The sequence below is a fragment of the Streptomyces gottesmaniae genome, from assembly GCF_031845845.1.
GTDB classification, from domain to species: domain Bacteria; phylum Actinomycetota; class Actinomycetes; order Streptomycetales; family Streptomycetaceae; genus Streptomyces; species Streptomyces akebiae.
Genome location: NZ_JAVRFJ010000009.1, coordinates 1 through 23,736 on the forward strand (window position 1 = coordinate 1; position 23,736 = coordinate 23,736).

At 72.8% G+C, this 23,736-nt stretch carries 19 protein-coding genes; 4 read left to right on the forward strand and 15 right to left on the reverse strand.

Annotation, left to right across the window (positions count from 1 at the left end):
- The coding region (locus RM704_RS12305; protein ID WP_438828911.1) for a MinD/ParA family ATP-binding protein at positions 1–1,975 on the forward strand (1,975 nt) is incomplete at its 5' end.
- A gap of 148 nt (positions 1,976–2,123) precedes the next feature.
- On the opposite strand, the gene RM704_RS12310 is transcribed toward RM704_RS12305, so the two are convergent.
- The 9 genes from RM704_RS12310 to rimP all read right to left on the reverse strand — a co-directional run bounded on the left by RM704_RS12310 (position 2,124) and on the right by rimP (position 15,220).
- On the reverse strand, positions 2,124–3,143 hold the full coding sequence (locus tag RM704_RS12310; RefSeq protein ID WP_052146214.1) for a bifunctional riboflavin kinase/FAD synthetase: 1,020 nt from the start codon (positions 3,141–3,143) through the stop codon (positions 2,124–2,126).
- A 156-nt stretch (positions 3,144–3,299) separates the two neighbouring features.
- Positions 3,300–7,715 carry a trypsin-like peptidase domain-containing protein gene (locus RM704_RS12315; protein WP_052146215.1) on the reverse strand — a complete coding sequence of 1,472 codons (4,416 nt, stop codon included), beginning with the start codon at positions 7,713–7,715 and terminating at the stop codon, positions 3,300–3,302.
- 352 nt (positions 7,716–8,067) lie between these two features.
- Positions 8,068–8,982, reverse strand: coding sequence for a tRNA pseudouridine(55) synthase TruB (truB, locus tag RM704_RS12320; protein ID WP_033529290.1), 915 nt, complete (start codon positions 8,980–8,982; stop codon positions 8,068–8,070).
- A complete protein-coding gene (rbfA, locus tag RM704_RS12325; protein ID WP_033529291.1) occupies positions 8,979–9,437 on the reverse strand; it encodes a 30S ribosome-binding factor RbfA in 459 nt (152 codons plus the stop codon). Before rbfA ends, truB begins: the two co-directional genes overlap by 4 nt.
- 62 nt (positions 9,438–9,499) lie before the next feature.
- Positions 9,500–9,793: a DUF503 domain-containing protein gene (locus RM704_RS12330; RefSeq protein ID WP_013000329.1), complete on the reverse strand. Its 294-nt coding sequence runs from the start codon at positions 9,791–9,793 to the stop codon at positions 9,500–9,502.
- Between the two features lie 236 nt (positions 9,794–10,029).
- The gene (gene infB, locus RM704_RS12335; RefSeq protein WP_311590541.1) at positions 10,030–13,164 is read right to left on the reverse strand and encodes a translation initiation factor IF-2; all 3,135 of its coding nucleotides are present in this window, start codon (positions 13,162–13,164) and stop codon (positions 10,030–10,032) included.
- Positions 13,165–13,311: 147 nt separating this feature from the next.
- The gene (locus tag RM704_RS12340; protein WP_192829639.1) at positions 13,312–13,608 is read right to left on the reverse strand and encodes a YlxR family protein; all 297 of its coding nucleotides are present in this window, start codon (positions 13,606–13,608) and stop codon (positions 13,312–13,314) included.
- A gap of 113 nt (positions 13,609–13,721) precedes the next feature.
- Positions 13,722–14,708 (reverse strand): transcription termination factor NusA, encoded by a 987-nt coding sequence (nusA, locus tag RM704_RS12345; protein WP_033527005.1) that lies wholly within the window; start codon positions 14,706–14,708, stop codon positions 13,722–13,724.
- Between the two features lie 2 nt (positions 14,709–14,710).
- Positions 14,711–15,220, reverse strand: a complete 510-nt coding sequence (rimP, locus tag RM704_RS12350) for a ribosome maturation factor RimP (RefSeq protein WP_033527004.1) — start codon at positions 15,218–15,220, stop codon at positions 14,711–14,713.
- A gap of 275 nt (positions 15,221–15,495) precedes the next feature.
- Here rimP and RM704_RS12355 point away from each other — a divergent pair, with 275 nt between their 5' ends.
- The 3 genes from RM704_RS12355 to RM704_RS12365 are packed head-to-tail and all read left to right on the forward strand — an operon-like array spanning position 15,496 to position 17,448.
- Positions 15,496–16,035, forward strand: coding sequence for a hypothetical protein (locus RM704_RS12355; protein WP_438828912.1), 540 nt, complete (start codon positions 15,496–15,498; stop codon positions 16,033–16,035).
- Positions 16,032–16,487 carry a ferritin-like domain-containing protein gene (locus RM704_RS12360; protein ID WP_033527002.1) on the forward strand — a complete coding sequence of 152 codons (456 nt, stop codon included), beginning with the start codon at positions 16,032–16,034 and terminating at the stop codon, positions 16,485–16,487. The genes RM704_RS12355 and RM704_RS12360 overlap by 4 nt, the downstream gene beginning before the upstream one ends.
- Positions 16,488–16,515: 28 nt before the next feature.
- Complete coding sequence (locus RM704_RS12365) at positions 16,516–17,448, forward strand: aminoglycoside phosphotransferase family protein (RefSeq protein ID WP_033527001.1); 933 nt, start codon at positions 16,516–16,518, stop codon at positions 17,446–17,448.
- Here RM704_RS12365 and RM704_RS12370 read toward each other — a convergent pair.
- The 6 genes from RM704_RS12370 to ispG form a co-directional block, all read right to left on the reverse strand.
- Positions 17,445–18,326 carry an FAD:protein FMN transferase gene (locus RM704_RS12370; RefSeq protein ID WP_311590543.1) on the reverse strand — a complete coding sequence of 294 codons (882 nt, stop codon included), beginning with the start codon at positions 18,324–18,326 and terminating at the stop codon, positions 17,445–17,447. The two genes, RM704_RS12365 and RM704_RS12370, sit on opposite strands and share 4 nt — an antisense overlap.
- 210 nt (positions 18,327–18,536) lie before the next feature.
- Positions 18,537–18,884 (reverse strand): hypothetical protein, encoded by a 348-nt coding sequence (locus RM704_RS12375; RefSeq protein ID WP_157856681.1) that lies wholly within the window; start codon positions 18,882–18,884, stop codon positions 18,537–18,539.
- Between the two features lie 119 nt (positions 18,885–19,003).
- Positions 19,004–20,710, reverse strand: a complete 1,707-nt coding sequence (locus tag RM704_RS12380) for a proline--tRNA ligase (RefSeq protein WP_033526999.1) — start codon at positions 20,708–20,710, stop codon at positions 19,004–19,006.
- Positions 20,711–20,810: 100 nt separating this feature from the next.
- Positions 20,811–21,341, reverse strand: coding sequence for a GNAT family N-acetyltransferase (locus tag RM704_RS12385; protein ID WP_033526998.1), 531 nt, complete (start codon positions 21,339–21,341; stop codon positions 20,811–20,813).
- Positions 21,342–21,440: 99 nt separating this feature from the next.
- Entirely contained in the window at positions 21,441–22,295 is an 855-nt protein-coding gene (locus tag RM704_RS12390; RefSeq protein ID WP_033526997.1) for a GNAT family N-acetyltransferase, read from the reverse strand.
- Between the two features lie 204 nt (positions 22,296–22,499).
- Positions 22,500–23,657, reverse strand: a complete 1,158-nt coding sequence (gene ispG, locus RM704_RS12395; protein ID WP_033526996.1) for a flavodoxin-dependent (E)-4-hydroxy-3-methylbut-2-enyl-diphosphate synthase — start codon at positions 23,655–23,657, stop codon at positions 22,500–22,502.
- Positions 23,658–23,736: the final 79 nt, after the last annotated feature.

Consider the following 23,736-nt stretch of genomic DNA (forward strand, 5'->3'; position numbering starts at 1 on the left):
CCCCCAACAGAGCGGCTACGGCTTCCCCCAACCCCCCGCTCAGCCGGCCCAGCCGGTACAGGGGGAGCACCAGGGACAGGCCGAGCACCCCGGCCACCCGGGTCAGCCGGTCACCCCCCATCCCGCCGCGGCGCCCCCGGCTCAGCCCACTCCCGGTTACGGCTTCCCGCCCACCGGCGCACCCGTCCCCCCGCAGGCACCCATCCCCCAACAGAGCGGCTACGGCTTCCCCCAACCCCCCGCCCAACCAGATCAGTCGGGACAGCCGGGGCAGCCGGGGCAGCCGGGGCAGCCGGGGCAGCCGGGGCAGCCGGCACCCCCCGGTGCCCCCGTGCCTCAGCAGCACGGCTACGGCTTTCCTCAAGGGGCGGCCCAGCCCGGCCCCCAGTACCCCCCGGCCCCCCAGACCGGCTACGGGTTCCCGCCCTCGGCCGCTCAGGCGCCGACTCCTCCGGGCCCGCCCAACTCCCCCGCGCCTCAGGGTGGTTATGGATTCCCCCAGCCCCCTGCTCAACCAGGTCAGCCGGGGCACCCGGGCCATCCCGGTCAACCCCAACCCCCCTTCCCCGGTCAGCCCGGAGACCCGGGGCAGCAGGCCCACTCCGGTCACCCGGGACACCCCGGTCAGCCCGGCCAGCCCGGTGGGCAGCCCCAGCCCCCCGCCCCCATCGACCCCCGCACCGGCACCGCCTGGCCGCAGCCCGTGCAGCACGACCACCGGCAGCCCACCAACCCGGGCGTGGCGCCCCTCGGTTACACGGCGGCCGTGGAGTTGTCGTCGGACCGGCTGCTGAACAGCAAGAAGCAGAAGCAGAAGAGCAGCCGTCCGTCCTCGGGGGGCGGGCTGTTCAAGCTGGGCGGCAAGAAGGAGGAGGCCGAGCGGCAGCGGAAGCTGGAGCTGATCAGGACGCCGGTGCTGTCCTGCTACCGCATCGCGGTCATCAGCCTCAAGGGCGGCGTGGGCAAGACGACGACCACCACGGCCCTCGGCTCGACCCTCGCCACCGAGCGGCAGGACAAGATCCTCGCGATCGACGCCAACCCGGACGCCGGCACGCTCGGCCGTCGTGTGCGGCGCGAGACCGGGGCGACCATCCGTGACCTCGTCCAGGCGATCCCGTACCTCCACTCGTACATGGACATCCGGCGGTTCACCTCGCAGGCGGCCTCCGGACTGGAGATCATCGCCAACGACGTGGACCCCGCCGTCTCCACGACGTTCAACGACGAGGACTACCGGCGTGCGATCGACATCCTCGGCAAGCAGTACCCGATCATCCTCACCGACTCGGGCACCGGTCTGCTCTACAGCGCGATGCGCGGGGTGCTCGACCTCGCCGACCAGCTGATCATCATCTCGACGCCGTCCGTGGACGGTGCGAGCAGCGCCAGTACGACACTGGACTGGCTCTCCGCGCACGGGTACCAGGATCTCGTGGCACGTTCCATCACGGTCATCTCGGGAGTGCGCGAGACCGGCAAGATGATCAAGGTGGAGGACATCGTCTCCCACTTCGAGACGCGCTGCCGGGGTGTCGTCGTCGTGCCGTTCGACGAACACCTCTCCGCGGGTGCCGAGTTGGATCTCGACATGATGCGGCCGAAGGTTCGGGAGGCGTACTTCACGCTCGCCGCGATGGTCGCCGAGGACATCGCCCGTCATCAGCAGTCGCACGGTCTGTGGACCTCGGACGGCAACCCGCCGCCGGTCGTCGCCCCGCCGATGCCGGGTCAGCAGGCTCCCGCTCAGCAGCCGTACCCGCCGCAGTATCAGCAACATCCGCAGCAAGGGCAGCCGGGCCAGCAGGGCCAGCAGCCGTATCCCGGTCAGCCCTACCCGGGGCAGCCGGCACCCGGGCAGGCCCCCCAGCCCTACGGTCACCCCGGCCAGCCCGCACCCGGGCAGCCGTATCCGCCGCACCAGGGGCAGCCGCAGCAGGGGCAGCCCCACCCGCCGGCACCGCCCCAGCAGTAGCCCGCACGACAGCCGGCTGCACGCGGAACACAGCACGGCGGCACGGCTGAGGCCCGTACCCTTCACCGATCGTGAAGGGTACGGGCCTCAGTCCATGCAGGGCTCGGGGCGGGCGGGCAGCCTCGGGGCGGGCGGGCAGGCCTCGGAGCTACCGAGGCTGCTTCCCCTCGTCGCCCCCATCGCCCCCGTCGCCTTCTTTGCCGCGCTCGCCGCGCTCGCCGCTCTCGTACGCGGCGATCAGCTCTCGACACCTCTTCACGTCCTCGCCCATCGCCACCAGGAGCGCCTCCAGCGACTCGAACTTCGCCTGGCCGCGCACGAAGGCGAGGAAGTCGACGGCGACGTGGAGGCCGTAGAGGTCGAGGCCGACGCGGTCGATGGCATAGGCCTCGACCGTGCGCTCGGTGCCGTCGAACTGCGGGTTGGTGCCGACGGAGATCGCGGCGGGCATGGCCTCGTCGGCGACGTGCAGCCAGCCGGCGTAGACACCGTCGGCGGGGATCGCGGTGTGCGGGAGGGTCTCGACGTTGGCCGTCGGGAAGCCCAGCTCACGGCCGCGCTGGGCGCCGCGTACGACGACGCCCTCGACACGGTGGGGACGGCCGAGGATCTCGCGCGCGCCCTCGACATCGCCCTCGCCGACCAGCCGTCGGGTCAGGGTCGAGGAGAACGGCTGACCGCCGCCCGCCTCGCCGGTGACGAACAGGTCGACCACCTCGACCTCGAAGTCGTACGTCTTGCCCTGCTCGGCCAGGAACGCCACGTCTCCGGCGGCCTTGTGGCCGAAGCGGAAGTTGGGGCCCTCGACGACGGCCTTGGCGCGGAGCTTGTCGACCAGCACCTTGACGACGAAGTCGGCCGGGGACAGCCGCGAGAACTCGGTCGTGAAGGGCAGGATCAGGACCGCGTCCACCCCCAGCTCGGCCATCAGTTCGGCACGACGGTGGTGCGGGGCGAGCAACGGAGGATGCGTACCGGGGCGCAACACCTCGCTGGGGTGCGGGTCGAAGGTGACGGCAACGGCGGGAACGCCCAGCTCACGCGCGCGTTCCACGGCGTGCCGGAGGATCAGCTGGTGCCCGCGGTGCACCCCGTCGAAGGAACCGATGGTGACGACGCTGCGCCCCCAGTCCTCGGGGATGTCCTCCAAACCACGCCAGCGCTGCACTGTGACCGCTCCTCGTCGAACCCGTGTCCGTATTGACGCCTAACCCTTGCGCAGGTCTAAGGGTGCCATGCCCGATGCTCTCCGCTCGCATCGGCATCCGGGCTGTGACCCTGAGCACGGGATCCGGCCCCTCGCCCCGGCACGCCTCGTCCCTCCTCACGCGGGCACCCGCACACCCGGCACCCCCGCCAGGTTCTCGATCATCCGACGGGTGCTGGGACCGACCACCGCCGCCCACTCCTGGGGCGTACCGCTGAGCCAGCCGGCCACCAGCTCCGCGAACCCGGGGACGTGGCGGGCCAGGTCGACGAGTGCCCAGTCGAATCGGGTGGCCCCGTCGGGCGTGCGGACCAGCAGCAGGCCGATGCGGTGAACCAGCACCCGGACGTCCGTGCCCGCGCTCGTACCCGCCATGCCCACGCTCGTACCCGCCGCGCCCGCGACGACCGCCCGCAGCAGCGCGTCCAGGACGGACGGGTCCCGCTCGGTCGCCGTCAGCAGATCGAGCAGTTCGCGGCGCAGCGGGCGGGAGACGGGGGTGCCCGGTTCGGCGAAGACAGCCGCGAGGGCCGCGCGCACCTGGACGGGGCCGTCGACGATGAGCCCGCTGACCAGGGGGAACAGTACGGCGCGGGTGCCCGGACCGTGTTCCAGTCTGCGGTCGACGTACACGGCGACATGCCCGGCCACCTCGGGGCGCAGGGCGACGACCTCCCGTACGAGCGTGGTGACGCGGCGCGCGAGGCCGGGCGTGGTGACCTCGGCGAGCGTGCGCAGGGCCTCCCCGTCCGAGCCCTCGGCGCCGGGCGTGCGCAGCCGCGCGCGGAAGGCGGCGAGGACCGGGTCCGGGTCGGTGGCGAGTGCGGTGACCACGGCGCTCGCGGGCAGCTGCGGGTCACCGGCCGCGAAGCGTTCCAGCGCCTGCGGCAGATACCGCGGCCTGGTCTGCGGATCCCGTACGAGCAGGGCCAGGGCGCCGCTGTGCAGGGTGACGTCGGCGGGGCGGCCCAGCAGGGCGAGTGCCGCGTAGCGCAGGAGTTCACGGTCGGCCTCCGTGCGCACGTGCGGAGCGGTCCGCAGCCCGTACGCGAGCCCCGCGACCCGCCGGGCCGGACGCTCGTCGTGCGCCCACCGGTCGACGGCCCGGCACACCGCCGAGGGCTCCTCCTCGGACAGCACGGCGAGGAGTTCGTCGCCACGCCGGTGCGCGCTGTCGACGAGTGCCTCGGTCAGGTCGTCCAGGGCGCACCGCCGATGGGTGTGCAGCAGCGCCTGCGCGGCCGTCGCCACGGTGGCGTCCGGGGTCGCGACCAACGGGGTGTCGTCGGCGAACCAGCGGGTGAGCAGCGGTTGTACGGCGACGGGGGCGGCCGACAACAGCCGGGAGACCGCGTCCAGATAGCGGGGCCCCTCGCCGGTGGCCGGGTCGGCGACGACCAGGCGTCGCAGCAGGTCGAACCGTTCCGCCTCGGGCAGGGGCAGCGAGGCCCAGAAGTCCGGCCCGAACTCGGCCGGCACCCCTCGGCCCTGGGCACGCCAGGCGCCGATCCGCTCGGTGAGGAACCGCAGCACCCTGGTGTACGGCGTCGCGTCGGGCACCCGGAGCAGGACCTCGGCCAGGAGACGGGTGGCCCACCAGGTGGGGTCGTCGGGGGCGGGGGCGCCCGGGGGCAGCAGGGCGTCCAGGGCGTCGAGCAACTCCTCCAGACGTCCGGCGAGTTCGGTGGGGCCCTGTTGTCGGCCGAGGAGGAGCAGGGCGTGGACGACGGGGCCGATGCGATGGCGCGGCACGGGGAGGTCGCGGGTGGCCCGGCGGGCCTGCCTGCGCACGCGCGCCTCCGGGGGCATCGTGCCCCAGCCCCGCCGTGACTCGGCCTGGGCGACCCAGCCGCGGTGGACGAGCGCGTGCAGGGCGGCGTCGAGGTCCAGGTGTGCGCCCTGGATCCAGTCGGCCAGCTCCTCGTGGGCGAAGCGGTAGCCGTCGCCGGCCGGGACGAGCAGGCCCTCGGTGAGCACGGCCGAGGCCCAGCCGGTGGTGCCACCGAGCCGCCGTCCCGGCACCGGCCCCCACGGGAACACGGCCTCGAACGCCGCCCGGTCCAACTCCCCCTGTCCGGGGCCGAGGCACCGCCGGGCCGCCTCGTGCACCTGTCCCGAAACCTGTGCCGCCAGCCGCCGCACGCCCGCCCCGCGCACCCCGTTCACCGCGGCGAGCCGCACGGCGATCCGCAGACACATCAGATCCAGGTAGGCGGCCAACACCTCGTCCCTGCCGGGGCGGCCCGAGGGGGTGGGGGATGCGGTGGGACCCGAGGTGTGCGGGGTCGGGCCGGGGGCGTAGGCGGTCGGGCCGGAGGAGGACGGTCCCGGGCCGGTGGGTCGCTTCGCCCGGCCGTGCGGGTGTCCGCCCGTGTCCGGTGCCCCGGGAGCGGACGGAGCGGAGGCGCCGCCGGGGGTGGCGGCGGTCGGGGTGGTGCGCCCGGTGGAAGGGATGTCGGCCCCGTCCTGCGGGGTGTCGGGCCCGCCGCATCGCGGTTCACTCGGTCCCCGGTCCTCCGGGCCCCGGTTTCCCGGGCCGCAGCGCCCCTGCTCCTGCGGTCCCCAGCCCTCCCGGCCCGCCGCCTGCGGTCCCCACCCGTCCCGGCCCCGGTCCTCCGGGCCCCGGTCGCCACGGCCCTGACCCTCCGGCCCGGGGCCGCCCGGCACCCGGCCCTCCGGCTCCTCGTCGGTCCGGCCCGCCCCAGTGGCCCCTGCCATGTGCCCGTCGGGCGGTCCGGCGGAGGCGCCATCCTCGCCGGGCCGGCCGTTCGAGGGGTCAGGCAGTGCCGCTCGGACCTCGGACAGGAGTCGCAGGGTGAGGGGGTGCCGGGCGTCCTCGGTGGTGAGCGTGTCCTCGGGGATCCCGTACCGCAGGCGGGCCCGCCGGGCCTCGCTCTCGGTCAGGTCGCCCAGGCGCACGCAGGCCGGCAGCGGCGGCCCCTGGGCGCCGGGAGCCTCCCCATGGAGCAGTTCGGCGGGGAAGTGCGCCCCGGCCCACTCCCAGTACTCGGCGCGGCAGGCCACCACGAGCCGAGCCCCGTTCGCCCGCAGCCACTCGACCGTCCCCGCGGTCCACTCGGCCAGCCGGTGCGCGAGCGTCGGCGGCATCTCCTCGGGCCCGTCGAGCAGCAACAGCAGCGGCCGTCCCTCCGCCCCCGCGAGCCGCGCGAGCCGTTCCGGCCGGATGTCCCCCAACTCGCCCTGGTAGCGACCCGGCAGCCACGCCCGCCCGCCCCCGGCTGCCCGATCGTCCGAAGCACCAGCACCGCCCGAGGAATCCTCACCGCCACAAGCACCCGCGGAGGCGGCGAAAGCGGCCGAGAAGTCCGTCGCGGCCCACGCAGCCGACGCGGCGCCCCCGTCCGCCGCCCCGGTCCCGTCCGCCACCCCGGCCCCGTCGGCGGCCGAGGCTCGTCCCGCGCCAGAGCCAGTGCTCCTGTCAGGCCCCCCGGATCCTCGCGCCGCCGCCTCCCGCTCCCCTGTGGAACCGCCCGCGTCCGCCCCCTCCGAGGAGGCCGACACGGACGCCGCCACGATCCGTCCCGCCCGTTCCAGGGCACGTCGGGCCGCGTCCGCCACGGAGGTGTCGTCGGAGAGGAGGTCGGCGCCGCGGAGCCAGAGGGTGGGGGCGGGGGCCGGGCCGCGGCCGCGTCGGGCGGCGAGGGCGGCCAGTTCCGTCGTACGGCCGCTGCCGGGCGGGCCGACCAGAGCGAGAACGGCGGCGGGGCCCTCGGAGAAGGCGCTGAACTCCCTGACGACATCGACCCGTTCGACCGGATCGGCGTCGGCCGCCGCCATGGCTCCGGCGCCCGCCCCCGGCCCGTCCGAGCCCACCGTCGTGGCCGTGAGCTCCAGCACCCCCGCCAGGTTCAGATCCGTTCGGTACGCCGGCACGGTCGCCGCGTTGCGTGCGAGCAGCTCGGCCAGCGGCTGCTCGGCCCGCCACCCCCGCAGGGGTACGGCGAAGCCCGTGGCCCGGTGCTGTGCCTCCAGGGCCGTGCCGAGGACGCCCACCACGGCCCCCGTGATCATGTCGAGCACGGGGCCCCCGGCCGCGCCCCCACCCAGCCGCAACGCGTCGCTCCCCGCAGTACCGATCGCCAACTCCAGGGCGCCGCGCAGCAGATGGAAACCGTCGGTCGCGGTGTACGTGACGTCCGCCGTACCCAGCACCCGTGCCTCGCGCCAGCCGCCGGCCGCGATACGGACGTACGCGCCCGTCTCGACCTCGTCCCGCAGGGCGAAGGGCAGCGGGTCCACGCACAGCCCCTGGGTGCGGATGAGCGCGAGATCGAGGGCGGGCAGCGGCGTGACCGCGTCGGACGTCACCACACAGACACGGTCGCCGGTGGCGCGCACCACGATCCGGGCCAGCCCGTCCACCGCCTCGTGGCTGGTGACGACCGTGCCGTGGTGGTCGGCGACGAACCCCGTACCGCGTGGTCGTCCCGCCAGATCGCCGACCCGCACCAGGACTTCGTCCCGCGCCGCCCGGCGGCCGTCGTCGGTTGCCCGACGGCCCCGTACCGCCATGTCCTGACCTCCCCGTCGTACCTGTGTTCCGACGGTAGGCACGTGAAGATCAGCGGAACAGATCGCGCGACGAACGCGCCCCCTTCCGCTCCCTCGGTTCACTCCGAGCGCCTGCACGAAGGGGTGAATAGCCCCGGGCAGATGGATACACCTCTGGGTGGGGGAACCGAGGGGGGACCGTGGAGCGGCGGGAACAGCGACCCCGTGACCGCCGCTCCACGCTCGACCGGGTGGACCATGTCGTGTCGGGTGCCCCTGCGGCACCGGCCGGGCCAAATGACCCCCGAGCCCCGGCCCCCCCCCCAGCCCTCGCCTGACGACGCGGGTCGGTGCTGCGGTGCCCGCCTCGGGGTCAGCCGAAGACGGCCAGGCTCTTCGCCTTGCCCTTCTGGCTTTCGACCAGGGCCAGGAAGCGGCCCGTGGGGTCGAAGACGGCCGTGGCGCCCCGGTCCGCGTACTCCTCGGGCATGTCCAGGCGGACCCCGTTCAGCAGGAGCCGGGCGCGCCTGTCGTCCACGTCCCAGCGGGGGAACGCGGCCGCGGCGGCTTCGGCGACCGGCATGACGGTCAGCTCCTGCTGGAGCTGGTCGAGGGTCCGCGCGGAGTCCAGCTTGTACGGGCCGACGCGGGTCCGGCGCAGCGCGGTGAGGTGGCCACCGACACCCAGTCCCGCACCCAGATCGCGGGCGAGGGCGCGGATGTAGGTCCCGGAGGAGCACACCACCGACACCACCAGGTCGACGACGGGGGTGCCGTCCTCGGCGACGGCCTCGCGGACGTCGTACACGGCGAAGGAGGAGATGGTGACGGGCCGGGCGGGAATCTCGAAGTCCTCACCGTCGCGGGCCCGCTTGTACGACCGCACGCCGTCGATCTTGATGGCGCTGACCTTGGACGGCACCTGCATGATCCGGCCGGTCAGCTCGGCCACACCGGCGTCGACCGCGTCCCGGGTGACCTTCGACGCGTCGACCGACGCCGTGATCTCGCCCTCGGCGTCGTCGGTGACCGTCGTCTGTCCGAGCCGGACGGTTCCGAGGTACTCCTTCTCCGTGAGCGCGAGGTGACCGAGCAGCTTGGTCGCCTTCTCCACCCCCAGGACGAGCACTCCGGTGGCCATGGGGTCCAGCGTCCCCGCGTGCCCGACCCGTCGGGTCCGGGCGATGCCCCGCATCTTGGCGACGACATCGTGCGAAGTGAAGCCCGACGGCTTGTCGACGATGACAAGGCCGTCGGGCGTGGTGTTCTTCTGGCGCTGCTGGGTCATTCGGCGGCGGCATCCTCGTCGGCGTCGTCCTCGTCGCCAGGCTTGCGGTAGGGGTCGGCCTCACCGGCGTACTTGGCCCCCGAGGCGCTCTCGCGCACCGCGGCGTCCGAGGCCCGCGCCTTGTCGAGGAGGTCGTCGATGGTCTTGGCGGTGTCCGGGAGGGCGTCGGCCACGAAGGTGAGGGTCGGCGTGAACTTCACACCGGCGGCACGGCCGACCTCGGAACGGAGGATGCCCTTGGCGCTCTCCAGCCCCGCGGCGGCGGCCGCCCGCTCCTCGTCGTCCCCGTACACCGTGTAGAAGACGGTCGCCTCCCGCAGGTCCCCGGTCACCCGGGTGTCCGTGATGGTGACGTGTGAGCCGAGCCGCGGGTCCTTGATCCCGCGCAGCAGCTTCTGGGCCACCACCTCTCGGATGAGGTCCGCCAGCCTCTTGGCACGCGCGTTGTCGGCCACTGGTCCGTCTCCTAGCTCGTTCTGCGTAACTACTGCTTTTCAACTGTCCCCGTGCCGTCGGTTCAGTCGTCGTCGCCGTGCAGGCGCCGCCGTACCGACAGCAGTTCCACCTCGGGGCGCCCGGCGACCAGCCGCTCGCACCGGTCCAGTACGTCGGTCAGGTGCCCCGTGTCGCCGGAGACCACCGCCAGGCCGATCACGGCCCTGCGGTGCAGATCCATATGGTCGACCTCCGCCACGCTCACCGCGAACTTGCGGTGCAGCTCGGCCACGATCGGGCGGACGACGGAGCGCTTCTCCTTCAGCGACCGTACGTCGCCGAGGAGGAGATCGAAGGACAGAGTCCCCACGTACATGTGTGTATCCGGTTCACCCGCCGGTACGGGATCGATGGCCCGCCTAGCCGGGCGGGAACATCAGAACCGTACATCGGCCGGACGGTGCGACTCGACGCAATATCGGCGCCCGGGGCCCGGGACCGTTCCCTCAGGCACAGGGAACCGCGCGAAGGAGGTCCGTGGGCCAAGACCCCAGGAACGACCACACCGGCCGAGGGCGCCCATGGCACCCCCGGCCGGCGTGAACCACCGTCCTACGACCGCGGCTTCTCGCGCATCTCGTACGTCGCGATGACGTCGTCGACCTTGATGTCGTTGAAGTTTCCGAGGTTGATACCACCCTCGAAGCCTTCGCGGATCTCGGTGACGTCGTCCTTGAAGCGACGCAGACCGGAGATGGTGAGGTTCTCCGCGATGACCTTGCCGTCGCGGACGAGGCGCGCCTTGGTGTTGCGCTTGACCTCGCCCGAGCGGACCAGGACACCGGCGATGTTGCCCAGCTTGGACGACTTGAAGACCTCGCGGATCTCCGCCGTGCCGAGCTCGACCTCCTCGTACTCCGGCTTGAGCATGCCCTTGAGGGCCGCCTCGATCTCCTCGATGGCCTGGTAGATCACCGAGTAGTACCGGACGTCGACGCCCTCGCGCTCCGCCATCTGCGCCGCGCGGCCCGCAGCACGGACGTTGAAGCCGATGACGATGGCGTCGGAGCCGGTCGCCAGGTCGATGTCCGACTCGGTGACCGCACCCACGCCGCGGTGCAGGACGCGGATGTCGACCTCTTCGCCGACGTCGAGCTGGAGCAGCGAGGACTCGAGAGCCTCCACCGAACCGGACGCGTCGCCCTTGATGATGAGGTTGAGTTCCTGCACCAGACCGGCCTTGAGGGCCTCGTCCAGGTTCTCCAGGGAGAACCGGACGCCACGCCGGGCGAAGTTGGCGTTGCGCTCACGCGCCGCGCGCTTCTCGGCGATCTGACGGGCCGTACGGTCCTCGTCGACGACGAGGAAGTTGTCGCCGGCACCCGGGACGTTGGTGAGACCGAGGACGAGGACCGGGGTCGAGGGACCCGCCTCTTCCACGTTCGCGCCCTTGTCGTCGAGCATCGCGCGGACACGGCCGTACGCGTCGCCGACCACCATGGTGTCGCCGACCCGCAGGGTGCCTCGCTGGACCAGGACGGTCGCGACGGCGCCGCGGCCGCGGTCGAGGTGGGACTCGATCGCGATGCCCTGCGCGTCCTGCTCCGGGTTGGCCCGCAGGTCGAGCGAGGCGTCCGCGGTCAGGACCACGGCCTCCAGCAGGGAGTCGATGTTCAGACCCTGCTTGGCGGAGATGTCGACGAACATCGTGTCGCCGCCGTACTCCTCGGCCACCAGACCGAACTCGGTGAGCTGACCGCGCACCTTGGTCGGGTCGGCACCTTCGACGTCGATCTTGTTGACCGCGACCACGATCGGCACACCGGCCGCCTTGGCGTGGTTCAACGCCTCGATCGTCTGGGGCATCACACCGTCGTTGGCCGCCACCACGAGGATCGCGATGTCGGTCGACTTGGCACCACGGGCACGCATGGCGGTGAACGCCTCGTGGCCCGGGGTGTCGATGAAGGTGATCCTGCGCTCTTCTTCGTTGACCTGGGTCGCGACCTGGTACGCACCGATGTGCTGCGTGATACCGCCGGCCTCGCCCGCGACGACGTTCGTCTTGCGGATCGTGTCCAGCAGTCGGGTCTTACCGTGGTCGACGTGACCCATGACGGTCACGACCGGCGGACGCGCGACGAGGAACTCCTCGCCGCCCTCGTCCTCGCCGAACTCGATGTCGAAGGACTCGAGCAGCTCACGGTCCTCCTCCTCCGGGCTGACGATCTCGACGACGTAGTTCATCTCGCCGGCGAGTAGCTGGAGGGTCTCGTCGGAGACGGACTGCGTGGCAGTGACCATCTCGCCGAGGTTCATCATCACGGCGACGAGCGACGCCGGGTTGGCGTTGATCTTCTCCGCGAAGTCGGTGAGGGACGCACCACGCGACAGGCGGACGGTCTGTCCATTGCCGCGAGGCAGCATCACGCCGCCGACCGACGGGGCCTGCATGGCCTCGTACTCCTGGCGCCTCTGCCGCTTCGACTTGCGACCACGACGCGCGGGACCGCCGGGGCGACCGAAGGCGCCCTGCGTGCCGCCACGGGCACCGGGACCACCGGGACGACCGCCGAAACCGGGACGGCCACCGCCGCCACCGGGACCACCGGGACGACCGGCGAAACCGCCACCACCGCCACCGGGACCACCGGGACGACCGGCGAAACCGCCACCACCGCCACCGGGACCACCGGGACGACCGGCGAAACCGCCACCGGGACGACCACCGCCGCCACCGGGGCCACCGGGACGACCACCGCCGCCGGGACCGCGGCCACCGGGGCCACCGCCGCCGGGACGCGGGCCGGCCGCCGGACGCTGCGGCATCATGCCCGGGTTCGGACGGTTGCCGCCGGGGCCACCGCCAGGACGAGGCGCCTGCGGACGGGGCATGCCACCCGGAGTGGGACGGGCACCGCCCGGACCGCCCTGGGGACGCGGCGCGCCACCGGGACCGCCCTGCGGACGGGGAGCCTGGCCGGGGGCCTGCGGACGCGGACCGCCGCCCTGGGCGCCACCGGGGCCGCCGGGACGCGGGGCACCACCGGGACGGGGCGCCTGCGGGCGTCCCATGCCGGTGGAGCCACCGGAGGTGAAGGGGTTGTTACCCGGACGCGGACCGGTCGGACGGGCACCGCCCGGCCGGGGCGCACCGGGGGCACCCGAACGCTCGGGACGCTGACCGCCGGGACGGGGCGCCTGACCGCGGTCGCCGCGGTCCTGGCCGGGACCGCCCGGACGCTGCTGCTGGCCGCTGGGACGCGGCGCACCCGGACCGGGACGGGCGCCCGGACGCGGGGTGGACGGGGCGGCCGGGGCGGCCGGGGCGGCCGGAGCCGACGGGGGCGCCTGGAACTCGGGCACGCTCGGGGCCGGGGAGGCCGGAGCGGGCTTCGGTGTCGGCGGCTTGGGACCGGGCGTCGGGCGCGGACCCGGGGCCGGGGCGGCTGCGGGCCGCTCGGCGGCGGGCGGCTTCGGCGCGGCCGGACCGGGACGAGGCGCGGCCGGACGTGCGGCCTGCGCGGGGGATGGGGCCGCCGGACGGGCCGGGGCGGCCTTGCGCGGGGCGGGCTTGCCGCCGCCGCTGCCCTGCTGGAGGGCGTCAGTCAGTTTGCGTACAACGGGGGCCTCGATGGTCGAGGACGCCGAACGGACGAATTCACCGAGCTCCTGGAGCTTGGCCATGACGACCTTGCTCTCAACCCCGAACTCCTTGGCGAGTTCGTATACCCGGACCTTAGCCACTTCGCTCCTTTTTAGGTCCGGGTGCGTCCGGACCGTCGCTACTTCATGGGCGTACTCATCGCGTGCTCATCGAGTGCTCATCGCAATCTCGACCTACTTCCAACTCGCGGGGTACCAGGGCCGCACGGAGGCTCCGTGCGACACGTCTTACGGTGTTGCCTGCTCGGCAACTGTTGTCTGCTCCACGTATCGGCGCAACGCCTTTGTGTCGAGCGCTCCCGGGGCACGCAGCGCCCGCGTGAACGCCCGGCGGCGTACGCCCAGGTCGAGACAGACCTGAACGGGGTGAACGTACGCACCCCGGCCGGGCAGCGTACCGCGAGGATCGGGGACGCATTCACCCTCGATCGCCACGACGCGCAGCAGTTCGGTCTTGGCCGTTCGCTGCCTGCACCCCACACAGGTGCGTTCAGGGCATGCGCGGGCACGCGTCCGGCCAGACACTGCTAAGTCTACCTCCCCGCGGCGACCTCACCCCTTTGGGGCAAGAATCGAACAGTTGCCGCGCATATAACTGACGTGATCTAAGCGACCTGCGGCTTGGATCTATTCCCCGCCTACTCCGACGGCTGCTCGGTGTCCGGCCGGATGTCGATCCGCCAGCCGGTGAGACGGGCGGCGAGGCGGGCGTTCTGGCCCTCCTTGCCGATCGCCAGCGACAGCTGGTAGTCGGGCACCGTCACCCGCGCGGAGCGGGCCGCGAGGTCGACCACGTCGACCTTGGAGACCCGGGCCGGGGAGAGCGCGTTCGCCACCATCTCCGCCGGGTCGTCCGACCAGTCGACGATGTCGATCTTCTCACCGTTCAGCTCGCCCATGACATTGCGCACCCGGCCGCCCATCGGGCCGATACAGGCGCCCTTGGCGTTCAGACCGCTGCGGGTGGAGCGGACGGCGATCTTCGTACGGTGTCCGGCCTCACGCGCGATGGCGGCGATCTCGACGGACCCGTCGGCGATCTCCGGCACCTCCAGCGCGAAGAGCTTCTTCACCAGATTGGGGTGCGTGCGGGAGAGCGTCACGGAGGGGCCGCGCACGCCCTTCGCCACCCGTACGACGTACGACCTGAGCCGCATGCCGTGCTGGTAGGTCTCGCCGGGGACCTGCTCCTGCACCGGCAGGATGGCCTCCAGCTTGCCGATGTCCACGAGCACGTTCTTCGGGTCGCGGCCCTGCTGGACCACACCGGTGACGATGTCGCCCTCGCGTCCGGCGTACTCACCGAGGGTGGCGTCGTCCTCGGCGTCCCGCAGTCGCTGCAGGATCACCTGTTTGGCGGTGGTGGCGGCGATGCGCCCGAAGTCCGACGGGGTGTCGTCGAACGCGCGTGCCTCCTGCCCCTCCTCCAGGTCCTCGGGGTCCTCCTTCGCCCACACGGTCACATGGCCGGTCTCCCGGTTGAGCTCCACGCGCGCGTGGCGGCGGCTTCCCTCGGTGCGGTGGTAGGCGATGAGGAGGGCCGCCTCGATCGCCTCGACGAGCAGGTCGAAGGAGATCTCCTTCTCCCGCACCAAGCCCCTGAGGGCACTCATGTCGATGTCCACGGCTACGCCTCCTCCTCTTCCTTCATGTCCTTCTTGTCCTTGCGGTTGAACTCGACCTGGACGCGGGCCCTGTCGATGTCCGCGAAGGCGAGCCGGCGGGTGGTGGCCTTGCGGCCCTTCACTCCGGGCACCTCGAGGTCGAGGCCGTCGTCGTCCACGGTCAGGATTCTGGCGATCAGTTCCCCGTCCTCGCGGAGCGTGAACTTCACCAGACGGTCCACGGCACGGCGGTAGTGACGGTGCTCGGTGAGGGCGCGCTCGGCACCCGGCGTACCGACTTCCAGGGTGTACTCCGCCTGGCCCATCGCGTCCGTCTCGTCCAGCTTGGCCGAGACGGCGCGGCTGACGTCGGCGACGGTGTCCAGGTCCGCGCCCTCGTCCGAGTCGACGACCACACGCAGCACCCGCTTGCGTCCGACCGAGTCCACTGCGATCTCTTCGAGATCCAGGCCCTGGGAGCGTACGAGCGGTTCCAGCAGTTCTCGCAGCCTCTCGCTCTGGGTGGTGCTCATCCGGGTGACTCCTCGGCCGCGTGTGCTGTTGTGGGTAGGGCGCGTGTCAGGTCAAAGGGTAGCCGCTCCGCTGGGGTGTTGCCGTCCATGCGGGGGCTGTGCGTGGGGGCGCCCACGGGGGCGCCCGACGGCTCGGTGGTGCTGGTATTCGCGCGACCGCGGGTCGCGGGGGCTCGCCGCGCGCTTCCTCGCGCCCCTAGCGAGACGCGGCGCGTTTCACGGGTACCGTGATCGCACCGCTTCTTTGTTCGTACGACCCCCCGAGGACGTCTGCTGTGTCGTTCAGCCTGTCGTCGCGTGCCCTGTCGGGGCCGCGCAGAAGGAGTTTGCTCGTCGGGGCCGCCGGTGCCGGGCTGCTCGCGGGGTGCTCGTCCGGGGGGCCGGGATCCGACGGCGGAGACGGTGCGTCGCAGGTGGAGCGGGCACGCGCGCGCGTGGCGCGGGACAGCGAGGGGCTCCTGGAGCGCTACGACCTCGTGATCGCCGCCCATCCGGATCTGGCCTCGCTGCTCGAACCCCTGCGGGCGGAGGTCGTTCGGCACGCCAAGGCGTTCGGGGGCGCGAAGGGGGCCGGTGGGCGGGGGGCGAGCGCTTCCCCGTCCGGTTCACCCTCCGCCTCCCCCACCACCTCGGCCTCCCCCGTACCCGAGGACCCCGGGGCCGCCCTCACCGAACTGGCCGCCGCCGAGCGGAAACTCGCCGACACGCGGGCCAAGGCGTTGCTCGGGGTGCCGGGTGAGCTGGCGCGGCTGATGGCGTCGGTGGCGGCGTCGGGTGCCGGGCACGCGTACGTGTTGACGGAGGGTGCGAAGTGAGCAGCGGGGAGCTGAAGGCGGTCCAGGCGGCACTCGGGGCCGAGCACGCCGCCGTGTACGGCTACGGCGTCGTCGGCGGGAAGATCGGCGAGGCGCGGCAGCGCGAGGCCCGGGAGGCGTACGACGCGCACCGGGCCCGCCGGGACGAGCTCACCCGGGCCGTACGGGATCTGGGCGGCAAGCCCGCCGTGGCGGCCGCCGGGTACGCGTTGCCCTTCCAGGTGGCCGATTCCGACTCCGCCGTGCGACTCGCCGTGGAGCTGGAGGAGCGGGTGGCCGGCGTGTACTCCGATCTCGTGCGGGCCGCCGAGGGTGACCGGCGCGCCGCCGCCGCAGAGGCGCTGCGGGAGGCGGCGGTGCGGGCGGTGCGGTGGCGGGGCGGAAGCGTAGCCTTCCCTGGTCTCGCCGAGCGGACGGCCGCCGCCGGCCCGTCGGCGACACCGCACACCTGATCACGCTCCGGAAGGGAACGACTCGCCCATGGCGCGCAAGGCTTTCGAGGACTTCGAACCGCCGCAGCGGCTGGTGCGAGCGCTCGCCGAGACCCGACGGCCGGACGGCGGTGACGGGATCGGCGAGTGGCTGGAAAGGCTCCCCGAACTGGCCCGACAGGCCGTGGATCTACGCGAGTTGACCGTCGAACGGGTGCAGGCACCGGGGGGCCGGAGCAGTCTGGTGCTCCTGGTGCGGCTCATCGACGGCACGCCCGCCGTGCTCAAGCTGGCCCCCGAGCGGGCCCGGCCGGAGAGCGAGCGGGCCGCGCTCGCGCACTGGGACGGGCGGGGCGCGGTCCAGTTGCTCAACCCCGGGGACAGTCATGGCGTGCTGCTGCTGGAGCGGCTGCATCCCGATCTGTCGGTGCGGTCGCTGCCCGAGGCGAAGGCGCTGCTGGAGGCCGCGGCGACCCTGCGACGGCTGTGGGTCGAGCCGCCGGTAGCGCATGTCTTCGAGACCGTGGCCGAGCGGACGGAGCGGCAGGCCGAGGCCATGCGGGCGGGCGCCGAGGCGGACGCCGAGGTGCGGGGGCTGGTCGACGCGGCTCTCGGGGCCCGTGCGGAGCTGCTGGCTTCCGCACCCGAGGAGCGCTTGCTGCACGGGACGTTTCGGCAGAGCAAGGTGCTGGCCGGGGAGCGGCTGCCGTGGCTGGCGGTGGGGCCGGATCCGGTGGTGGGCGAGTGCGCCTTCGATCTGGCCCGGCTGGTGCGGGATCGGGTGGAGGATCTGATCGCCTCACCCTCGGGAGCGGCGATCACCCGGCGGCGGGTGAAGAAGCTGGCCGAGTCGCTGGAGGTGGAGCAGGCCCGGTTGCGGGGGTGGACGCTGTTCCGGGCCGTGGAGTCGGGGGTTCGGGCTCGGCGGGTGGGGCGGCCCCGGGACGCGGAGCTGTTGCTGGAGTTCGCCGGGTGGCTCTAGCCCGCCGGAGGCGGGCCGGGGGAAGCCGCGTGTGGTGCGGCTGGTCGCGCGGTTTGGGCGTACGGCGCCGCCGAGGAGGAGGACGACGGTGAAGAGCAGCAGACAGCCGAAGCCGGTGGCGCTGTCGGCGTGGGGGCTGCCGCCGGTGTCGGAGAAGGCCAGCCCGGGGTCATGACGACCGTGCCCTCCTGGGTGGCCAGACGGGCCGGGAGGCCGAGGCGGGAGAGCCGGCGGATCGCGCTCTCGCCCTTCACCAGGGCCGCCGTGGTGGCGGCGTTGGCGTCGGCGCACGTGGCGGCGGCGACCGAGACGGTGCGCCACGGGGTGGTGGCGGGTCGGCCCGTGCGGGGGTCGACGATGTGGTGGAGGTGGTGGTCACGGCGGCGGGCGGTGGTGCCGGACGTGGCGAGGCCGCCGCTGCGGATGCCGACCGTGGCGTGGGAGCCGCGCTCGGGCAGCCGGTCGACCCGAGCCGTCTCGTCCTGGACGCGGATGTGCCAGCCGCCGGCCGGCGGTTCGCCCGTCACGGCCGTGTCGCCGCCGAGGCTGACCAGGCTGCCGCAGTCGGCCGTCCGGGCCGGCATCCGCGCCGCCCTGTCGGAAGCCCAGGCTTGCCGGTGGCGCCCAGGTCCAGGCTGACGCCGGGCGGAAGGGTCACCGTGTTCGTGACGCGGTCCAGGTCGACCCGGCTTCCAGCCCGGCACGCGCCGCACCGACAGACGTACGGGACGGCCGTCCTCCTGGTCCAGCGGGAAGTCCCGGTCGTCACCGAGGGGCTCCGTCGCCGAGCCGACCCTAGGGTCCACCGCGCCGTCCGTGGCGCGGGCGGCGCGCAGGGCCACCTCCAGGGCCTCGGCCAGCAGCGGGCTGACCCGCACGGGTCGGCCTTCGGCCGTAGTCAGCGCCGTCAGCTCCGAGTCCTCGCGGAAAACGGCTGCACGCGGCGTCGACCTCGGCCAGGTGCCGGGCCGGCAGCAGATCGCGGGAGTCGAGCAGGGCCGGGTCCGTGGTGACCAGGCGGACGCTCGTGCCGAGGGCGCGCCAGTCGGTGGCGGCCGTGGAGCGCGGGGTCGTCGTCGACGCGGTCATCACGACGCCGCCGAGGTCGAGTCCGGCGCGTCGTCGCCCGCGAAGGACGTCATGCCGTCGGAGGACGGCTGGAGGTCCGAGGAGGAGTCGCTCGAAGTCTGCATGAACGAAGACGAGTCCGACGACGTGTCCGTGCTGCCGCCGATGCCCGTGCCGGTGTCGCCGGTCGCGGTCGACGACGTCGAACTCGTGCCGCTGCCGCTCGCGGTGGTGTCCGCGGACGACTGCACCGTGCCGATCAGCGCGAACACGCCGGCTGCCGCCGCGAGCGTCACCGCCGCCGTGGCCGCCGTGCGCCGGGCGCCTCTGCGGATCCCCGCGACGGCACCTCGTCCCCTGGTCGTCATGACCGTTCCCCTCCGTAGTGACGTTCTGTCACGCCCTACGGTCGGGGAACGGTCCGAGAGGAACCTGTGAGGCGCCTACAGGCCTCGGAAGAAGCTCTGAGCGTTTCCTCGGGTGGTGGTCAGGCGGTGGTCAGGCGAGCGATCGCCTCGTCGACCGTCAGCTCCTCGCGCTCCCCGGTACGGCGGTCCTTCAGCTCCAGGACGCCCTCGGCGGAGCGGCGGCCGGCGACCAGGATCTTCGGTACGCCGATCAGCTCGGAGTCGGTGAACTTCACGCCCGGGGAGACACCCGCGCGGTCGTCGACCAGGACGCGGAGGCCGGCGGTCCGCAGCTTCTCGGAGACGTCGAGGGCCAGTTCGGTCTGCAGGGCCTTGCCCGCCGCGACGACGTGGACGTCGGCCGGGGCGACCTCGGCGGGCCAGCACAGACCCTTGTCGTCGGCGGACTGCTCGGCGAGGGCGGCGACCGCGCGGGAGACGCCGATGCCGTACGAGCCCATGGTGACGCGGACGGGCTTGCCGTTCTGACCGAGGACGTCGAGCTTCAGGGCGTCGGCGTACTTGCGGCCGAGCTGGAAGATGTGGCCGATCTCGATGGCGCGGTCCAGCTTGAGTCCGGTGCCGCAGTTCGGGCAGGGGTCGCCCTCCTGGACCACCACGACGTCGACGTACGCGCCGACCTCGAAGTCCCGGCCCGCGACGACGTTCCTGGCATGCGTGCCCGGCTTGTTGGCGCCGGTGATCCAGGCGGTGCCCGGGGCCACGCGCGGGTCGGCGATGTACGTGACCTTCTCGCCGAGGCCCTGCGGGCCGACATAGCCGCGGACCAGGTCGGGGCGGCCGGCGAAGTCCGCCTCGGTGACCATCTCGACGACCGCCGGGGCGAAGTGCGCCTCGACCTTGCCCATGTCGACCTCGCGGTCACCGGGGACACCGACGGCGACGATCTCGCCGTCGACCTTGACGAGGAGGTTCTTCAGGGTGGCGGAGGCCTCGACGCCGAGGTGCGCGGCGAGGGTCTCGATCGTCGGGGTGTCCGGGGTCGGGATCTCTTCGAGGGCGGCCACGTCGCCCGCGTCCACCGGCCGCAGCTCGAAGGTGATCGCCTCGGTGTTGGCCGCGAAGTCGCACGCGGGGCAGTCCGCGAAGGTGTCCTCGCCGGCGCCGGCCGGGGCGAGGAACTCCTCCGACTTCGAGCCGCCCATCGCGCCCGCCGTGGCGGCACAGATGCGGTAGTCGAGGCCCAGGCGCTCGAACACCCTCTGGTAGGCCTGGCGGTGCAGGGCGTACGACTGGGCCAGGCCCTCGTCCTCGGTGTCGAAGGAGTACGAGTCCTTCATCAGGAACTCACGGCCGCGCAGGATGCCGGCGCGGGGGCGGGCCTCGTCACGGAACTTGGTCTGGATCTGGTAGAGGATCACCGGCAGGTCCTTGTAGGAGGACGCCTGGTCCTTCACGATCAGCGTGAAGATCTCCTCGTGGGTGGGGCCGAGGAGGTAGTCGCCGCCCTTGCGGTCCTTCAGACGGAACAGCTCCGGGCCGTACTCGTCCCAGCGGCCGGTCGCCTCGTACGGCTCCTTCGGCAGCAGCGCGGGGAGCAGCACCTCCTGGGCGCCGATCGCGTCCATCTCCTCGCGGACGATCCGCTCCACGTTGGCGAGGACCTTCTTGCCGAGCGGCAGCCAGGTCCACACGCCGGCCGCCGTGCGGCGGACGTAACCGGCGCGGACGAGGAGCTTGTGGCTGAGGACCTCGGCGTCCGCGGGGTCGTCGCGCAGCGTCTTCGCCATCAACTGGGACATGCGCTGGACCGGTGCGTTCGCCATGGTTGTCGTACTCCTGCCGGGGTGGGTTGATGGCAGGAGGTTAGCCGGGGGGCGGGTGCCCGTGGAAATCCGGTGGTGGCGGTGGGGGCTGGCGGGTCGGCTACCTGCGGCGCAGGGGCAGGGGGGCGCCCATCACCGCGTACGGCTTGGGGGCGCTGGGGAAGACGACCCGTCGGGCCAGGTCGACGTAGCCGAGGGAGTGGTAGAGGCCGCGGGCCGGGCTGTCGACGTCGATCGCGGAGAGGATCGAACGGGGTTCGACGGCGCTGTCGGTGATCGTGGTGATGAGGGCGCGACCGACGCCGTGGTTCTGGTGGCGGGGGTGGACGTGCAGTTCGGTGATGACGAAGGAGTCGTCCAGCCAGTGGTCGTGGCCGAGGGCGCGGAGGTAGGGCTCGACGACGGTGGACCACCAGTGGGTGCGGTCGTTGGGCATGCCGTAGACGAATCCGACGAGGCGGCCTCCGACCGTGGCGCCGAGTGCCCTCGCCCCCGGGTAGGTCATGTGGCGGAGGACGATCTGGCGGCGGACCGCCACCTCGTCGGGGCCCAGGCCGAAGGCGACGGCTTGGACGGCCAGGGCCTCGTCCACGTGGGCGGAGAGGTCCAAGGGGCCGATGACAAGGTCCATGTCGCGGACTCTACAGGGGGGTTCGTGTGGTCTGTGGGGTGCGGGGAGTTTGTGGCCGATCACGCGGCTTCCCGCGCCCGGCGGGCCGACGGCGCGTGCTCAGAACAGCACGCTCATGAAGGCGCCCACCTCTTGGAAGCCCACCCGGTGGTAGGTGCGCCGCGCCGCCGTGTTGAAGTCGTTGACGTAGAGGCTGACCAAGGGGGCCACGTCGGCCAGTGCGTAGCGCAGGACCGCTGCCATGCCGGGGGCGGCGAGGCCCTGGCCCCGGTATTCGGGGGCGACCCAGACGCCCTGGATCTGGCAGGCATGGGGGGTGGCGGCACCGATCTCGGCCTTGAAGACGACGCGGCCGTCGGCGTCGAGGCGGGCGAAGGAGCGGCCGGAGCCCACGAGTTCGGCGACCCGCGCCTGGTAGAGGAGGCCGCCGTCGCCGGCCAGCGGGGAGACGCCCACCTCCTCGGTGAACATCGCGACGCACGCCGGCATGATCGTTTCCATCTCGTCCTTGCGGATCCGGCGGACGTACGGGTCGGGCGTGACCTCGGCGGGGTCGGGCAGCCGGTCGGTGACCATGAGGGGCTGGCGGGAGCGGACCTCGCGGGCCGGGCCCCAGCTCGGTTCGAGGAGGCGCCACAGCTGGGCGGTGGGTTCGGCGGGGCCGACGACCGAGGAGCAGCGGCGGCCGGCCCGGCGGGCGCGGTCGGCGAAGGCGCGCACGGCGCGGGGGGTGGCGCAGATGGGGACGAGGTTGGCGCCGGCGTAGCAGAGGGAGGTCAGGGCGCCGTCCTCGTACCAGCCCCACATCTCGCCGCCGAGCCGCCAGGGGTCCAGCCCGGCGACCTGGACGCGGGAGGTCACGAAGGCGTTCGCGACGGGGTCTCGGTCCAGGACGGCGAGTGCGGCGTCCAGGTCACTCGGTTCGAGGACCCTGGTGGTGGTCTGGGTCAACACGTGCGGGGGCCTCACCCTGGGGTCTGCGCTGGTCTCCGCACGATACCTTGCCAGGCTGTGCCGAGCGCCGCATAGCTCGGGGGCTGCTGAGCCTCGGCGGGTGCGCGTGCGTCGTGGCTCGGCGCGCCCACGCGGCGGAGCCGCAGGTCGAAACAGCCCCGCGCCCCTGGAGGGAGGCCTGCGGCCCCCTCCGAGGAGCAGGTCTCAGCCCGCCACCGCCACCGTCGGCTCGCCCGAGGCGATTCCGTCCGCCTCCATCTGCTCGGCGATCTTCATCGCTTCCTCGATGAGGGTCTCGACGATCTTGGACTCGGGGACGGTCTTGATGACCTCGCCCTTGACGAAGATCTGGCCCTTGCCGTTGCCGGAGGCGACGCCGAGGTCGGCCTCGCGGGCCTCGCCGGGGCCGTTGACGACACAGCCCATGACGGCCACGCGGAGGGGGACCTCCATGCCGGTGAGGCCGGCGGTGACTTCCTCGGCGAGCTTGTAGACGTCGACCTGGGCACGGCCGCAGGAAGGGCAGGAGACGATTTCGAGGCGGCGCGGCTTCAGGTTCAGCGACTCCAGGATCTGGTTGCCGACCTTGATCTCCTCGACCGGCGGGGCCGAGAGGGAGACGCGGATCGTGTCGCCGATGCCCTCGGAGAGGAGCGCGCCGAAGGCCACCGCGGACTTGATGGTGCCCTGGAAGGCGGGGCCCGCCTCCGTGACACCGAGGTGGAGGGGGTAGTCGCACTGGGCGGCCAGCTGGCGGTAGGCGTTGACCATGACGACCGGGTCGTTGTGCTTGACCGAGATCTTGATGTCGCGGAAGCCGTGCTCCTCGAAGAGGGATGCCTCCCAGAGGGCGGACTCGACGAGCGCCTCGGGGGTGGCCTTGCCGTACTTCTGGAGCAGGCGGCGGTCGAGGGAGCCGGCGTTGACGCCGATGCGGATCGGGGTGCCGTGGTCGCTCGCCGCCTTGGCGATCTCCTTGACCTTGTCGTCGAACTGCTTGATGTTGCCCGGGTTGACGCGGACGGCGGCGCAGCCGGCCTCGATCGCGGCGAAGACGTACTTCGGCTGGAAGTGGATGTCGGCGATGACCGGGATCTGCGACTTGCGGGCGATCACCGGGAGGGCGTCGGCGTCGTCCTGCGTGGGGCAGGCGACGCGGACGATCTGGCAGCCGGAGGCCGTCAGCTCGGCGATCTGCTGCAGCGTGGCGCCGATGTCCGACGTGCGGGTGGTGGTCATGGACTGGACCGACACCGGGGCGTCTCCACCGACGGCCACGGACCCTACCTGGATCTGCCGGCTCTTCCGGCGCTCGGCGAGCTTGGTCGGAACGGACGGCATGCCGAGAGAAATCGCAGTCATCTGCTGTGCAACCCCAAGTTGTGGATCAGGATCGGGTCCCGGTACGGGCGGGCTCCAGGCTTCGAGATTACGGCACAGG